Below are 14,476 nucleotides of genomic sequence, written 5' to 3'. Positions count from 1 at the left end.
GCGGCAAGCAAAGCAGAAAAGCGCCGCCATGAGGGATCGGCCGCGCTCTCCGCCGCGCACGATTACCTTTGGCCTATGCGGCTGCCTTGCGACCACGATTAGACTACCCGGTCGCATTTTTCCTGGAGATATTCCGATGAAACGTACCCTCGTCTGGCTGGCTTGCGCCGGCTTCATCGCCGCCTGCTCGAAGCCTGCTCCGCCCTCGCCGCCGCCGCCTCCGCCGCTGACTTCCGGCGTGACCAAGGCGAACATGGATACGGCTGTGCGCGCCCAGGACGACTTCTATCGCTACGTCAACGGGCACTGGCTCGACACTGCGCAAATCCCGGACGACAAACCGATGGCCGGCGCCTTCGTCAAGCTCGACGACGAGGCCAAGGAAAACATCCGCACGATCGTCGAGGACGCGGCGAAGACGCCCGATCCGGCGAACAAGGACAAACAGAAGATCGCCGACCTCTACGCGAGCTTTATGGACGAAGCGGCCCTCGAGACTGCGGGCCTGAAGCCGCTCGAGACCGAGTTCGCACGCATCGACTCGATCAAGGACAAGAAGGAATTCGCCGCGCTGACCGCGCATTTCGCCCAGATCGGTGCGACCGCGCCGTTCGGCGGCTTCGTCCATCAGGACAACAAGGATTCGACCAAGTACGTCGTCGACCTGCAGCAGGACGGTCTCGGTCTGCCCGATCGCGACTACTATCTGGAGAACGACGCCAAGCTCAAGCAGATTCGCGAAGCCTATGCGAAGTTCATCGAGAAGATGCTGAGCCTGTCGGGCGACAAGACCGCCGCGGCGAACGCGAAGGCGGTCCTCAATTTTGAGACCGAGCTGGCGCGCGCGCAGTGGACCAAGGTGCAACTGCGTGATCCGATCAAGGGCTACAACAAGAAGTCGTTCGACGATCTCGCCAAACTCGCGCCAGGCTACGACTGGAAGAGCTTCCTCGTCGCCGCCGGCATCGAGGGCAAGACCGACTACATCATCGTCGGCCAGCCGAGCTACTTCACCGGCATGGACAAGATCCTCGCGAAGACGCCGCTGGCCACGCTGAAGACCTACTTCCGCTGGCAGTTGCTGCGCAGCTATGCGAAGTATCTGAGCAAGGATTTCGTTGAAACCCGCTTTGCCTTCTACGGCACCGAGCTGCGCGGCGTGCCGGCCGATCAACCGCGTTGGAAGCGCGGCGTTTCGCTGACCGAAGATCTGATCGGCGAAGCGGTCGGCAAACTCTACGTGGCCAAGTTCTTCCCGCCCGAGTCGAAGGCGCGCATGGACCAGCTCGTCAAGAACCTGCTCGCGGCCTACAAGCAGAGCATCGACACGCTCGACTGGATGAGCCCGGACACCAAGAAGGCCGCGCAGGAAAAGCTGGTGAAGTTCATGCCGAAGATCGGCTACCCGGACAAGTGGCGTGATTATTCCGCGCTCGAGATCAAGAAGGACGATCTGGTCGGCAACGTCATGCGCGGCAATGCGTTCGAGTACCAGCGCAACATCGACAAGCTCGGCAAGCCGGTCGATCGCAGCGAGTGGGGCATGACGCCGCAGACGGTCAACGCTTACTACAACCCGGAACTCAACGAGATCGTCTTCCCGGCCGCGATCCTGCAGCCGCCGTTCTTCGATGCGAAGGCGGACGACGCGGTCAACTACGGCGGCATCGGCGGGGTGATCGGCCACGAGATCAGCCACGGTTTCGACGACCAGGGCGCGCAGTACGACGGCGACGGCAATCTGCGCGACTGGTGGACGAAGGAAGACCACGAGAAGTTCGCGGCGAAGACCAAGGCGCTTGTCGCCCAGTACGGCGCGTTCGAGCCGGTGCCGGGCTATCACCTCAACGGCGAGCTTACGCTTGGCGAGAACATCGCCGACAACTCGGGCCTCGCGATCGCCTACAAGGCCTACAAGATCTCGCTCGACGGCAAACCTGCGCCTTCGCTCGACGGTTTCAGCGGTGAGCAGCGCGTCTATCTCGGCTGGGCGCAGGCCTGGCAGGCGAAGGTGCGCGAGAAGTTCGCGATCGAGCTGATCAAGTCCGACCCGCACTCGCCGCCGGTCGACCGCGTGCTCGGCACGCTCGCCAACCAGCCGCCGTTCTTCGAAGCCTTCGGCGTCAAGGAAGGCGACAAGATGTGGAACCCGCCGGAGAAGCGGGTGACGATCTGGTAATACTCAGTGCCGCGGCAAAAGCGCTGCGGTACGAATGAAAGTGAGAAACCTGCGCGGGGCGGACGAAGTGGAAGCGAATTTCACTACGTCCGCCCCGACGCGATTTTTGCGTCACGCAATCCGCTGCATGCGTAGGCCGCGCAGGCAGCACCGCCTACCAATTCTGGTCGCTGACGTAACCGAGTTCCTGCAGCAGCGGGCCGGCAATTTCCTTGACGACGTCTTTGTCCGCTTCTTTCAGATCGGTCCTCCAGCGCGCGAGCGCTTCGCTATTGATCGGGCGCGACACTTGATCTGCGCTCGACTCACCGGCCAGATCGCGCCGCTGCTTGTAGTAGCTCAATACCTGTGGCTCCCATGTCTCGCCGAGGAACGCGAACAGAGAGCGCAGCGCGGTTTCCGGAATGGAGATCAAGTCTTCATAACGCAGCTCGAAGTAGCGCTGCGCGAGTGACGGTTGTTGCTGAGCGGCGGCACGCCCGGCCTTTACCGCCTGGACCCAATAGGTGGCGGCGCCGCGTGCGTCGCGCGTGCAGTCGATCGGCTGTCCGGTCGACGAGTCCCGCCAGTTCATGGTCAGCAACGAACATACGACGTCGCGTCCGTCGCGGATGACGTGGACCAGGGGGCTGTCTGCAAACAGGCGGTGCAGATGCGGGAAGAAGAAAATATTGTTCGGGGATTTTTCCGCGATTCGCGGTTTGCCGGTGAACAGGCGATCCTTCTCGAGCAGTGATATCAGGAGATTGCGGAACGCTTCGGCGAGATCGTCCTGGGTCAGGTGATGGTGCTGCAGCGTTGGGAAATAACCGTACTGGAAGTCCTGCCACATGCGGCAGACCAGTGGTGTCACTTTCAATTCCGGGCCGCAAGCGATACTCGGATGCGCATCGAGTATGACCCTCAACAAGGTCGTACCAGAGCGGCCAGCGCCACCGACGAAAATCGGTGCAGCTTGCAAAGTCGTCAGTTCAGTCACCCGTTTTCTATCCGGTCAGTGCAACCAGCAGCGAAAAACGCGGAGGCAGGCAAACGGATGACAAGACTGGTTCACACTAGATTGGGAAAATCGAATCCGATGCGGCGGTACCAGCCTTCTGTGCGCGCCGCGAATTTCGCGTACCGGCGCGGACCTTTCGCCATCGGGTAGGAAAATTCCAGGATTAGACCGGAGATTCCATTATTGAAGTCGGTTTCTTTGCAAGAATTTACCTGGGCTTACGATTGATCAGACAGAAAATCAGCGCGGCGCCGCCGAGACCGACCCAATAGTCGGCCGGTACACCGAGCACCCAATGTTTGTGCCACGGCACGTACTCGGGTGCGAAGCGGCTCCAACCGAAAGCCGGGTTGAACACGAACCAGGCCGCGTCTTCGACCATCCAGAACAGCATCACGCCGGCGAGCGCCTGTCCGGCGGCGCGCCAGGTGTACTGAGCAAAAAAGACCAGCGGCGCGAAAAACGCCAGCGCCATAAAGCTGAAAACCCAGGCGTGATAGCCGGTCATCGGCCGGCCGCCCCAGAAGATGTCGAGCAGCCAGTGCGATTCGATACGCCAGGTCGGCAGCTTCGACGCCCAGCCCGACGCGCCTTCGATCTGGATTTCGACTTCGGCGAAGAAGCAGGCCATCAGCAGCACCCAGACGATATAAGTCAGCGTACGCGGCCAACCCGGCGCTGCCGAGGTATTTGTCGTTCCGTTCATCGCGTTGCGCCGAGGACGAAATCGAGCACCGCCTGCGCCGCGTGCGGCTTGCCGAGCGCACGGCTGCGCGCCGCCATTGCCGCGAGCGTCGCCGGCTCCGCCATCAGGCGCTGTACTTTGTATTCGAGGCCGATGCCGTCGTACGCCAGCCACGCCGCGCCTTCTTCCATGAGGAAACCGGCGTTGTGTTCTTCCTGCCCTGGTATCGGTGAGATCAGCAGCATCGGCCGGCCGATCGCGAGGCACTCCGACACGGTCAGGCCGCCCGGCTTGGTGACGACGAGATCGCTTGCCGCCATCAGTTTGTGCATCTTGTCGGTGAAGCCGAGCGCAAGCAGGCGCTGCGGATGTTCGTTCGCGAGTGCATCGAGCGTTTCTTTCGCCTGCGCGTTGCGGCCGGTGACGGCGACGATCTGGAAATCGCCCGGCAGGGTCAGCACGCGCCGGACGAGCGTCGGCAGGTCGCCGACTCCGGCGCCACCGGCGACGATCAGGATCACGCGGCGTGCCGGATCGAGGCCGAGTTCGCGCGCGCACAGCGTGCGATCGAGTTCCTCGGCATTGGGCCGCGAGAACGCCGGCATCACCGGAATGCCGGTGACGTGCAGGCGGTCTTCACGCAGGCCGCGCGCGCGCATACGGAACTCGACTTCGCCGGTCGCGGCGAAATACCCGGCCAGTTCGGGTACGAGCCACATATTGTGCAGATCGTAGTCGGTCACCTGCAGCCAGACCGGGCAGTGCAGGTGGCCGTGATCGATTTCGCGCTTGAGCAATTCCGCCGGCAGGAAGTGCGTGCAGATCACCGCGTCGGGTTGGCGCTTGCGCACCTCACGCCGCAGTGCGCCGCTCGACAGGCGCTCGATCCCGCGCCGCAGGCGCTGCGAGGCGGCGCTGTGCGGCGTGGTGTCGGAGAGATGATGCAACTGCTCCCAGATGCCCGGATGCTCGTTGATCAGCTTGATGTACCAGTCGGTATACATCTTGCGGAAACCCGGCGCGACAAAATCCATCGCGTCCAGATGCGCGACTTCAGGCGCGTCGGGCAGCGCGCGCGCGGTCGCTTCGAGCGCCTGCGCGGCGCGCACATGGCCGTTGCCGGCGCTGACGCTGAGAATCAAAAGTCGGGTCACGGGGTCATCCTTGCTCTGCGCGAAGCGGGGATGATAGCGGCAGCGGACGAGTTTGAAATCAGGCTTCGTCCGTTGCCAGATAGAGTTCGAGGCGCGGAGATGCGAACCTTACGCCGATGCCGCCGTTCGTGGTTCGATACCTCGCCACGAACGGGGAACCCTGATTCCAACGTGAAGCTATGCCGTTCAGGCCGCCGGCTTGGCCGCCAGTCGTGCCGCCGCATTGAGCACGGCGAGAATCGCCGCGGTGTCGCGGTCGGCATGGCGGCCGACGCCGAAACGCGCACCGGGCGCATCGGCGTGGGCGGCTTCGATGATCACGACCGCGTCGCCGTTGGCCGCGCCGAGCAGCTCATGGCTGTCGATGCGCAGCGCGATCGGCAGCGCCTGCACTGTCGCGTCGAGCACGCTCGACCCTTGGCCCTGCAAGGTATGCGGCCGCCCCGCGACGCTGACGTCGAGATCGATCGCATGGCCGTCGTCGAGCGCGCGCGCGTTGTGCGAGAGATAAACGAGGCCGCTCGTATCGTTCGCGCAGGTCAGATAGGTGCGCTCGAACAGATCCCACAGATCGCGGCTGGTGATCTCGGCTTCGCTCGAATCGGTGTGTCGCTGCACGACCGACGAGAATTCGATCTGCATGCGCCGCGGCATGACGATGCCGTGGTCGCGTTCGAGCAGGTAGGCGATGCCGCCCTTGCCCGACTGGCTGTTGACGCGCACGATGCTCTCGTAGCTGCGGCCGACGTCGGCCGGATCGATCGGCAGATAGGGCATTTCCCAGAAATCGCCGTCACGGCGCGCGGCAAAGCCCTTCTTGATCGCGTCCTGGTGCGAGCCCGAGAACGAGGTGAAGACCAGATCGCCGACGTACGGATGACGTGGATGGATCGGCAACTGCGTGCATTCCTCGGCAACGCGCGCGGTCGCGTTGATGTCGGAAAAATCCAGGCCGGGATGAATGCCCTGCGTGTACAAATTCAGCGCGAGCGTGACCAGATCGGCGTTGCCGCTGCGCTCGCCGTTGCCGAACAGGCAGCCTTCGATGCGCTGCGCGCCGGCGAGCAGAGCGAGTTCGCCGCAGGCGATGCCGGTGCCGCGGTCGTTGTGCGGATGCACCGAGAGCACGACGTGTTCGCGCCGCTCCAGGTGGCGGTCCATCCACTCGATCTGGTCGGCGAAGACGTTCGGCGTCGACACTTCGACCGTGGTCGGCAGGTTATGGATGATCGGCCGGCCCGGTCCCGGGTTCCACGCGCGCGTCGCCGCGTTGCAGGCGGCCAGCGACACGTCGAGCTCGGTCATGCAGAACGTCTCGGGCGAATACTGCAGGCGCCATTCGGTTTCCGGTTGCGCGTCGGTGAGACGCTTGATCAGCGACACCTGGCTGTCGACGAGCTTGAGCATTTCGTCGACGCGCATGTTGAACACGACGCGGCGCCAGACCGGCGCGGTCGCGTTGTAGACGTGGACGATGACGCGGCGCGCGCCGCGCACCGAAGCGATCGTGCGTTCGATCAGGTCGGGCCGCGCCTGGGTCAGCACCATCGGCGTGACGTCGTGCGGGATCAGATCGTTCTCGATCAGGTGGCGGATCACGTCGAAGTCGATCTGCGACGCGGCCGGAAAGCCGAGTTCGATTTCCTTGAGGCCGATGCGCACGAGTTCGTCGAACAGGCGCAGCTTCTTTGCCTTGTTCATCGGGTCGAACAAGGCCTGGTTGCCGTCGCGCAGGTCGGTCGAGAGCCAGATCGGCGGCGCGCTGATGCGGCGCGACGGCCACTGCCGGTCGGGCAGGTCTACGACGGGATAAGGGCGGTATTTGGATTGCGGATTGGAGATCATGATAAGGCCATGGAGCGGAGTGGGAGGGCGTCGTTGCCGAAGCGCGCGTCTCTCCCGTCAGACCTTGCGGGTCTGGTCGATGGCCGGGATCAGGGAGAGGTCAGTTTGCGAGTGCGCGCTGCGGATCCCGGCCGAGGGTAAGGTCGAGTCCAAGAAGGAGCGGCGAGAGCGGCAGAGTGCGCATGCGCCGATTCTAACAGACGAACGCCGCCACGAGGCAAGTATCTGCGCGTTTGGACGTCTAGACGGCAAAACCTACTGGGCCGGCTTCGCCGTCAGAGTTTGCAGCTTTTCCTCGCGCGCGGGCTTGCTGATGTGCGCCAGTTCACGCACGCGTGCATAGAACGCCGGCCAGTCGCGTCCGCTCTGCGCGAACAGCGCGGCGAAGGCCGGCGTCCAGCCGTCGTAGAGACCGAACGGCAGCAGGCTTGCATTGTTGATCGGCTTGGCGACGAAGGCGTCGTAACGATGATCGTCGGGCCAATGCGCATCGCGCCACTGTGCGTAGCGCGCGCGGAAATCGGCGATCTCGTTCTGCTTGGCCGTTTCCATCACGGTCGCATCGAGCCCGCTCGCGTACAGTTTGCGCAGGCGTTCGCGCAGGTCGAGCACGAGGCGCACGAAATCGTCGCCGGCTGTGCGATTGCGTGCCTCATGTGCTGCTTCGCCGCGCGCCGCGCGCCATTCGCGCAGGCCTTCGTCCTGCACGAAGCTCGCGAACGATTCGTTGAACGCGGTGTCGTCCTTCACGTAGATCAACTGGTGCGCGAGTTCGTGGAAGATCGTGCCGATCAGTTCGTCGTCGTCCCAGCGCAGCATGGTCGACAGGATTGGGTCGGCGAACCAGCCCAGCGTCGAATACGCAGCGACACCGCCGATGTAGATATCGTCGCCGCGCGACTCGAGGCGCGCCGCTTCGGCCTTGGCCATTGCCTCGTCGAAATAGCCTCGATACGGCACGCAACCGGCGATCGGGAAGCAGTGCAGGATCGCATCGACGGAATATTTCGGCGCGGCGAAGACGTCCCAGACCACGTAGGGCCGATTGAGGTCGGCATAGCTTGTATAGCTTCGATTGTCGGGCAGGCCGAGACGCGCCGAGGCGAAACGGCGCGCTTCGAGCGCGAGGCGCAGGCGTGCGGCGAGTTTCGCATCGGTCGCCGGATCGGCAATGACGCGGTCGAGCGGCTCGCGCTGCGCGACGATCTGTGCCTGGCCGTGGGCGACGTGTGCGTAGTAGCGCAGGGTCGAACAGGCGGCGGCGAGCAGGCTGATCATTGCGATGCAAACGATGCGGACGCGGGTGCGGAGTGAGATTGTCGCCGATGGCATGGCGCCATTGTGCCGAATCGCTATGATGACGGCATCGTTCATTGCGCAAGTTCGCCATGCAGCCGACTTCCGATTCGACTTATCCGCGCGACCTGATCGGCTACGGTCGCAATGCCCCGCATCCGCGTTGGCCGGGCGGCGCGCGCATCGCCCTGCAGTTCGTGCTCAATCACGAGGAAGGCGCGGAGAACTGCGTGCTGCACGGCGACGCCGCATCGGAAACGTTCCTCTCCGAAATTATCGGCGCGCAGGCGTTTGCCGCGCGGCATATGAGCATGGAGTCGCTGTACGAGTACGGTTCGCGCGCGGGGCTCTGGCGTGTGCTGCGTGCGTTCGAAAATCGTAAATTACCGTTAACGATTTTCGCCGTCGCCGAGGCGTTGCGTAGGCATCCGGAAGCACTTGCCGCTTATAGGGAACTTGGCCACGAGATCGCTTGTCATGGATTGCGCTGGATCAGTTATCAGTCTATCGACGAGGCGACCGAGCGCGTGCATATCGCGGAAGCGACCGCGCTGCTCGGCGAACTCGTCGGCCAGCCGCCTCTCGGCTGGTACACCGGACGCGACAGCCCGAACACGCGTCGCCTGGTCGCCGAGCACGGCGGCTATCTCTACAACGCCGATTCCTATGCCGACGACCTGCCGTATTGGACGCAGGTCGACATCGCGCGCGCGGGTGTGCAGGCGCGCGTGTCGCAGTTGATCGTGCCGTACACGCTCGACAGCAACGATATGCGCTTCGCTGCCGCACAGGGGTTCAATTCGGGCACGCAGTTCTTCGATTATCTGAAGGACGCGTTCGACGTGCTCTACCGCGAAGGCGACCCGAACGGCCTCGATGCGCCGAAGATGCTGTCGATCGGACTGCATGCGCGCCTGATCGGCCGGCCGGCACGCATCGCCTCGCTCGAACGCTTTCTCGACTACGCGCTTGCTCACGATAAGGTGTGGATCTGCCGGCGCGTCGACATCGCGCGGCACTGGATCGAGAATCATCCCCAGCGCTAGGACGCGACTGTCGCGCGTTTGGTCTGCTTGATGGCGCGGCGTGATCTGGATGCTATTCGGGCGGTTTCTGCGCGCGCAGCAGGCTCAGCGCGAGATAGCCGATCAGCGCGGCGGCAACCACCAGCACGGCCCAAAGCAGAAAGGTTTTCCAGTCGTGTTTCGCCGTGGGTGCGGGAAGCTGCAGCGCGGTGTCTCCGGCCAGCGTTTCGCGCGCGCCGAGCCGGGCGAGTGGTGGCTGCCAGTCGGTGCCGAGTTTGCCGCGCAATTGCGCCAGTGCCACGTCGACCGGATAGTCGGCGCGCCGCGCGGTTGCGCTGCCGGCGGCGAGCCGGTACTGGCCTTTGCCCTCGCCGAGAAAAATGAAACGGTCGGGGCGCCAGGCGAGACTCAGGCGCGGTGCCAGATTGAGCGGCGTCGCCGCGCGCGCACGCCACTGCGTATCGCGCGCGATGCCGGCGAGCGCGACTTCGTCGTTGCCGATCGTCGTGCCTTCGGAATGCAGGCGAAACGCGGTGAAATCCGCACGCGCATACCAGGTGGCGCCTTCGCTGCGGCGACCGCTGACGTCCACACGCGCGACCGAGTTGTCGTCGGCGAGATCGAACTTGAGCGCCTCGGCCGGCAGCGCGCCAGGCAGCGTGTAGCGGTATTCCTTCGCGTCGCTGGCGGCCGGTGCAGCCGCTGCGTCTTGTGCCGTCGCGACGATCCATTGCCGCGCCGCGCGCACCGGATCGGCCCGCGCCGAGGTGGCGGCGCTGACGCGCAGGCCGGGCAGCATGGGGCCGTGGTCGAGACGGCGCAGGCGCAGATATTTCGCGTGCACGCCACTGAGATCGATATCGTGACGGTCGAGCCGGTTACCGTTCTGCGCGAGGCTGAGCACGCTCGCCGTGCTCACGACGGTACGCCAGTTCTGCAGATCGTTGCTCACGCTGATCGCGAATTGCGCGGTGCCGTTGGCGTCGTCCCAGTCGAGGCGCAGGCTGTCGATGCCGGCGGCGAGCCGGCTCGCGTCAATGAGCCAGTCGTTCGTCGCGGCATTCGTCTTCGTGCTGCCGAGATCGGCGTCCAGACTGCGCAGGCGTCCATCGGCATCGCGCTCGATACGCAAATTGAGCGGGCTCTCGTCTGCGGCCTGCGCACTCGGCGGCAGCGCGAACAGCGGCAAAGCGCTGAGGGCGGATGTCGCTGGCGCCGATTCGGTCGCGCGCAACGCGGTCGGCACCGGATTGCCTTGCGCATCGACGACGACGAGGTCGCGCAACTCTCTATCCGTCAGCACGGCGTAGACCTCGATCGGCAGCTCGACCTGCCAGGCCGAGCCGTCGCCATCGAGACTCAGCGGCCACGCATAGGCATAGCGCTGCGATTCGTTCGCGTGCAGTCCCGTGGCGAACAGCGCGCAAGCCGCGAGGGCGGCAATGCGGAGGCGCCTCATGCGTTTTCTCCCGCGGCCGGCTTCGGCGGCACCGGTGCGAAATAGCCGACGGCGACGAGCAGCACGCCGACGACGAGCACGCCGACGATCGCCGAGAGGTCGTTGAGGAAATTGCGGTCGATTAGCATCAGCTTCACGAGGACGAGCGCCATAAGCGCCGCGCCGCCGAACCAGACTGCGCGCGAGCCGCGCTGTTTGCCGGCGAGCATCGCGACGATACCGGCGAGCGTCCACACGATCGACAGCGCCGATTGGGCAAGCGGCGACGTGGCCATGCCTGCATTCCACGGCACGCCGCCGAAGAAATGCACGCCGCGCAGAGTGATTGTCGTCAGCAGCACCAGTGCGGCGGCGGCGAGCACGCGTGCGCGCAGTTCGGCATCGAAGTAGACCTTGCCTTCGGCCTGGGCCTGGCGGTACCAAAGCGCAAGCAGAACGAGCCAGCCGATCTGGGCGAGTTCGAGCGGATTGAGCAGCGGCAGGTAGGGCAATGGTGCCGGCCGGCCTTCTTGGACGAGGCCGACGAGCCAGGCGATGCCCATCACCCCGGCGAGGCTGCCGAGCAACGGCGTGCGCAGCGCATCGGCCTCGTCGGCCAGCGGCCAGCGCGCGATCGCGGCGCGATGCAGGGCGAGCAGGAACAGCGCGGCGAGCGGGGCGAGCATGGTCAGCGCGAGCCAGATGTCGCCGAGATGCAGGTGATCGCGGCCGAGATGGCCAAGTTCGACGCTGAGCAGCAGTGCGCAAATCCATAGGTGCGCGAAGTGCAGGATGCGCGCGCCGAGGGCGTGCTCGGCGACCACGGCCGGCAGCGTGCGCCACGCGGCGGCCAACCAGGCCGCCCAGGCGAGCAGATGCCAGCCTTCGAGCGGGCCGTGACCGTCGAGCACGGTCAGCGCGATGAACGGCAGGCCGAGCGGAACGACCGCGGCGGCCGGAACCAACAGTTCGCGCCAGGCCATACGGCGCGCGGCTTCGACGGCGACGAGCGCGGTGGCGCTGAGGAATCCGAGCCAGACATCCCAGCGCCGCTCGTGCGCGACGAAGCGTTCGATTTCGTTGCCGCCGGCCGCGTACCACCAGAGGCCACCCCAGACGAGAAACAGCACGGCGAGCGGCGCACGCGCATCGCGACGATAGAGCAGGCGCGCACTGACGAGACCGGCGAGGGCGAGGATCGCCGCGGCAAAGAATTCGCCGTTCAATATCGGCATGGTGCTTTCGACGTTCGCGTAGCGTTCGGCGAAGATGCCGCCGGCAACGGCCTGCAGCGCATAGCCGATCCAGCGCGGAATGCGGCGCTGCTGGCGCAGGCCGAGCCAGACCAGGGCCGCGCCTTCGAGCGCGAAGGTGCAGGTCGTCGCCTGCGCCGACAGCGCGAGTGGCACAGCGAGTGTGGCGAAGCCAAGCGCCAGTAGTGCGTGCGACTCGCCGAGCAGAAGCAGGCGCCAGCGGCGCAATTCGAGCGCAGCGAGCGCGGCATAGATCGCCGCAGCGCCGAGTGCGCTGAATGCGAGCGGCATGCGCGCGTAGTCGAGCAGAACGGTCTGCAGGCCGAATGCGACGAGCGGCGTGCCGAAGACGAGACTGCCGTCGATCAAATCGCGTCTGTCCTGCGCCTGGCGGTGCGCGTGCAGTACGGGCAGCAGTAGGTAAAAGGCGAAGAACAACAGCAGGAACGGTTCGGTCGAAGCGAAGAGTTCGGGCCGGTATTGGAGTGCACCCCAGAGCGTGCCGACGCCGAAGGTGAAGGCGAAACCGAGCAAGTTCAGCGCGCGCCACGGCTTGATCCAGGCGATGGCGAAGATCGCGGCGTTGAGCACGGCGTAGTATGAGAACAACGCGACGTGATTGCCGCTGCCGCTCGAAACGAGGATCGGTGCGAGAAAACCGCCGACGATCGCGAGCACGGCGAGCGCGAGCGCGTCCTGCAGTACGGCGAGCATGCCCGCTCCGGCAACGACGACGACGAGAAGCGCGAACGCCAGCGTCGGCGGCAGCAAGGCATAGAGACGATAGGCGGAAAAAATCGTCAGGATCAGCACACCGATCGCGCCGCCCTGCAGGCTCAGCGCAAACGAGCGATGCGATTCGCGCTTGCGCCACGCGAACACGAGCGCGCCGAGCGCGGCGATCGCGACGCCGAGGAAGCGGAATTCGATCGGCACGGTAAGCCAGCCCTGGTCGGCGGCGTACTTGAACAGGTAGGCGACGCCGAAGAACACGACAACGACGCCGGCCTTGACGAGCGGATTGCCTTCGGTGAGCCAGCGTTTTATCCAGACTATGGCGGCGTTGTCGCGCAACGGTTCCGGCTGCGGGCGCGGGATGCGCAAAGTCGGCGCTGCATGCGCAGCCGCGGGATCGGTATCTGCGCTCGCGGGTTCGGTGCGTGAGGAGAGATCGCGCAGATCGATGGTCGGTGCGGTATCCGGCGCCGTTGCGATTGCGGCAGTGGGTACGGCAGTCGCAGGAACCGCGGCGGTCTTTGCCTGCGGTGCCGGCGTCGGTGCAGCCGCAGCGTGCTGGGTTTGCGCAGACGGCGTGGTTTGAAAAGTCGGCTCTTTGCTGGCGAGCGCCTTCAATTGCGCTTCGAGCTGGTCGATGCGCCGGCCGAGCTTGAGCGTGCGCCCGAACAGCCAGCCGAAAACAATGCCGCAGACCATGCCGAACAGGCCGACCGACCCGTCGAGCACGACCCAACTCAACCAGCCGCCGGCAATCGCACCGATCAACATCCACAGAAACGTCATCGTCCCTCTCTTCCCGCGCGGTTCGCGCGGACAAACCCCCGCTCCGATGCTAGCAGGTCAGTAGAGGGCGGGCGCGGCGGGCGGTCGCGATTTGAAGCGCTTGTGCACCCAGAGGTACTGCTCGGGCGCTTCGCGCACCATGCGCTCGATCTGCGCGTTGACGCGTGCAGTGTCGGCGACGGCGTCGCCGGTCGGGAAGTCCTCCAGCGGCGCTTCGAGGCGCAGCGCATAGCCGTGCCCGTCGGGCAGGCGGCGGTGGAAGAACGGGATCACCGCGGCGCCGGACAGGCGGGCGAGGTGATGGGTCGCGGTGATCGTCGCGGCGTCGATGCCGAAGAACGGCACGAACACAGAGTCTTTGCCGCGCATATCCTGGTCCGGCGCGTACCAGAGCGCGCCGCCGCGCCGCAGGTACTTTACTGTCGCGAGCAACTCGTCTTTGGTGAACATCGTCTCCGCATAGCGCAGGCGCGCGCGCAGCACGGTCGCTTCGAATACCGGGTTGTCCATCACCCGGTACATGCCGGCGATGCGGATGCGCTGCGAAACCAGGCGTGCGCAGAGTTCGAGATGGGAGAAATGCGCACCGACGAGGAGCACGCCGCGGCCGCTCTTGCGACAGGCGTCGAGATGTTCGAGCCCCTCGACGGTGCATGGCACGCGCCCGAGGGCGCGGTCGCTGCCCATCCAGGCGAAAGCGAACTCGACCAGCATCAGGCCGAGGTCGGCGAGGGTGGCGCGCAGCAGGCGTTCGCGCGCATCGTCGTCGAGTTCGGGAAAGCAGAGTTCGAGGTTGCGCCGTGCGACGTGGCGGCGTTCGCCGGGCAGCAATGCGGTCAGCTTGCCGAGCACGCGGCCGAGCAGGTAAAGGGCGCGGTAGGGCAGGCAGGCGATCAGCCGCATCACGCCGACGCCGAGCCAGGACGGCCAGTAGCGCGGGGCGTGCAGGTCGGGCTGCTGCGGAGAGGGCGACGTCATCGCCGCGATTATAGAGGGCGCGGCCGATCGGCCGAGAGGTCGAAAGCCGGCGTGTTCCCGGTCGAGTGCCCTCGGGAGCCGGCCCTCAGCCCTTATACTTCG

10 protein-coding genes are annotated in these 14,476 nt (G+C 65.2%); 2 read left to right on the top strand and 8 right to left on the bottom strand.

Going from position 1 to position 14,476, the window contains the following annotated elements; translation table 11 throughout:
- The first annotated feature begins 136 nt into the window (after nucleotides 1-136).
- Complete coding sequence (locus tag FFS30_RS04605; protein WP_137911914.1) at nucleotides 137-2,179, top strand: M13-type metalloendopeptidase; 2,043 nt, start codon at nucleotides 137-139, stop codon at nucleotides 2,177-2,179.
- 154 nt (nucleotides 2,180-2,333) lie between these two features.
- On the opposite strand, the gene FFS30_RS04600 is transcribed toward FFS30_RS04605, so the two are convergent.
- The 5 genes from FFS30_RS04600 to FFS30_RS04580 all read right to left on the bottom strand — a co-directional run bounded on the left by FFS30_RS04600 (nucleotide 2,334) and on the right by FFS30_RS04580 (nucleotide 8,141).
- A complete protein-coding gene (locus FFS30_RS04600; protein WP_137911913.1) occupies nucleotides 2,334-3,158 on the bottom strand; it encodes a sulfotransferase in 825 nt (274 codons plus the stop codon).
- Nucleotides 3,159-3,387: 229 nt separating this feature from the next.
- Nucleotides 3,388-3,885: a hypothetical protein gene (locus FFS30_RS04595; protein WP_137911912.1), complete on the bottom strand. Its 498-nt coding sequence runs from the start codon at nucleotides 3,883-3,885 to the stop codon at nucleotides 3,388-3,390.
- Nucleotides 3,882-5,018, bottom strand: coding sequence for a glycosyltransferase (locus FFS30_RS04590; RefSeq protein ID WP_137911911.1), 1,137 nt, complete (start codon nucleotides 5,016-5,018; stop codon nucleotides 3,882-3,884). The genes FFS30_RS04595 and FFS30_RS04590 overlap by 4 nt, the downstream gene beginning before the upstream one ends.
- Before the next feature lie 186 nt (nucleotides 5,019-5,204).
- Nucleotides 5,205-6,863 (bottom strand): 2-isopropylmalate synthase, encoded by a 1,659-nt coding sequence (locus FFS30_RS04585; RefSeq protein ID WP_137911910.1) that lies wholly within the window; start codon nucleotides 6,861-6,863, stop codon nucleotides 5,205-5,207.
- Between the two features lie 255 nt (nucleotides 6,864-7,118).
- Nucleotides 7,119-8,141 carry an aminopeptidase gene (locus FFS30_RS04580; RefSeq protein WP_212742397.1) on the bottom strand — a complete coding sequence of 341 codons (1,023 nt, stop codon included), beginning with the start codon at nucleotides 8,139-8,141 and terminating at the stop codon, nucleotides 7,119-7,121.
- A 110-nt stretch (nucleotides 8,142-8,251) separates the two neighbouring features.
- On the opposite strand from FFS30_RS04580, the gene puuE reads away from it, so the two are divergent.
- Nucleotides 8,252-9,205 carry an allantoinase PuuE gene (gene puuE / locus FFS30_RS04575; protein ID WP_137911908.1) on the top strand — a complete coding sequence of 318 codons (954 nt, stop codon included), beginning with the start codon at nucleotides 8,252-8,254 and terminating at the stop codon, nucleotides 9,203-9,205.
- Nucleotides 9,206-9,257: 52 nt separating this feature from the next.
- On the opposite strand, the gene FFS30_RS04570 is transcribed toward puuE, so the two are convergent.
- Genes FFS30_RS04570 through lpxL form a run of 3 tightly spaced genes read right to left on the bottom strand, consistent with a single transcriptional unit; the run spans nucleotide 9,258 to nucleotide 14,374 of the window.
- A complete protein-coding gene (locus FFS30_RS04570; RefSeq protein WP_137911907.1) occupies nucleotides 9,258-10,643 on the bottom strand; it encodes a DUF3999 domain-containing protein in 1,386 nt (461 codons plus the stop codon).
- Entirely contained in the window at nucleotides 10,640-13,396 is a 2,757-nt protein-coding gene (locus tag FFS30_RS04565; protein WP_137911906.1) for a DUF2339 domain-containing protein, read from the bottom strand. The genes FFS30_RS04570 and FFS30_RS04565 overlap by 4 nt, the downstream gene beginning before the upstream one ends.
- A 57-nt stretch (nucleotides 13,397-13,453) precedes the next feature.
- Entirely contained in the window at nucleotides 13,454-14,374 is a 921-nt protein-coding gene (gene lpxL / locus FFS30_RS04560; protein ID WP_137911905.1) for an LpxL/LpxP family Kdo(2)-lipid IV(A) lauroyl/palmitoleoyl acyltransferase, read from the bottom strand.
- Nucleotides 14,375-14,476: the final 102 nt, after the last annotated feature.

This window comes from Rudaea sp. 3F27F6 (assembly GCF_005503555.1).
Classification (GTDB): Bacteria; Pseudomonadota; Gammaproteobacteria; order Xanthomonadales; family Rhodanobacteraceae; genus Rudaea.
Note: the sequence above shows the minus strand (reverse complement) of the source record. Positions and strands in the feature narration are given on the sequence as shown.

What these genes read in the sequence shown, in the direction of transcription:
- FFS30_RS04605 (WP_137911914.1), top strand. Translation starts at nt 137, where the DNA reads ATGAAACGTACCCTCGTCTGGCTGGCTTGCGCCGGCTTCATCGCCGCC.
- FFS30_RS04595 (WP_137911912.1), bottom strand. Translation starts at nt 3,885, where the DNA reads ATGAACGGAACGACAAATACCTCGGCAGCGCCGGGTTGGCCGCGTACG.
- FFS30_RS04585 (WP_137911910.1), bottom strand. Translation starts at nt 6,863, where the DNA reads ATGATCTCCAATCCGCAATCCAAATACCGCCCTTATCCCGTCGTAGAC.
- FFS30_RS04580 (WP_212742397.1), bottom strand. Translation starts at nt 8,141, where the DNA reads ATGATCAGCCTGCTCGCCGCCGCCTGTTCGACCCTGCGCTACTACGCA.
- puuE (WP_137911908.1), top strand. Translation starts at nt 8,252, where the DNA reads ATGCAGCCGACTTCCGATTCGACTTATCCGCGCGACCTGATCGGCTAC.
- FFS30_RS04570 (WP_137911907.1), bottom strand. Translation starts at nt 10,643, where the DNA reads ATGAGGCGCCTCCGCATTGCCGCCCTCGCGGCTTGCGCGCTGTTCGCC.
- FFS30_RS04565 (WP_137911906.1), bottom strand. Translation starts at nt 13,396, where the DNA reads ATGACGTTTCTGTGGATGTTGATCGGTGCGATTGCCGGCGGCTGGTTG.
- lpxL (WP_137911905.1), bottom strand. Translation starts at nt 14,374, where the DNA reads ATGACGTCGCCCTCTCCGCAGCAGCCCGACCTGCACGCCCCGCGCTAC.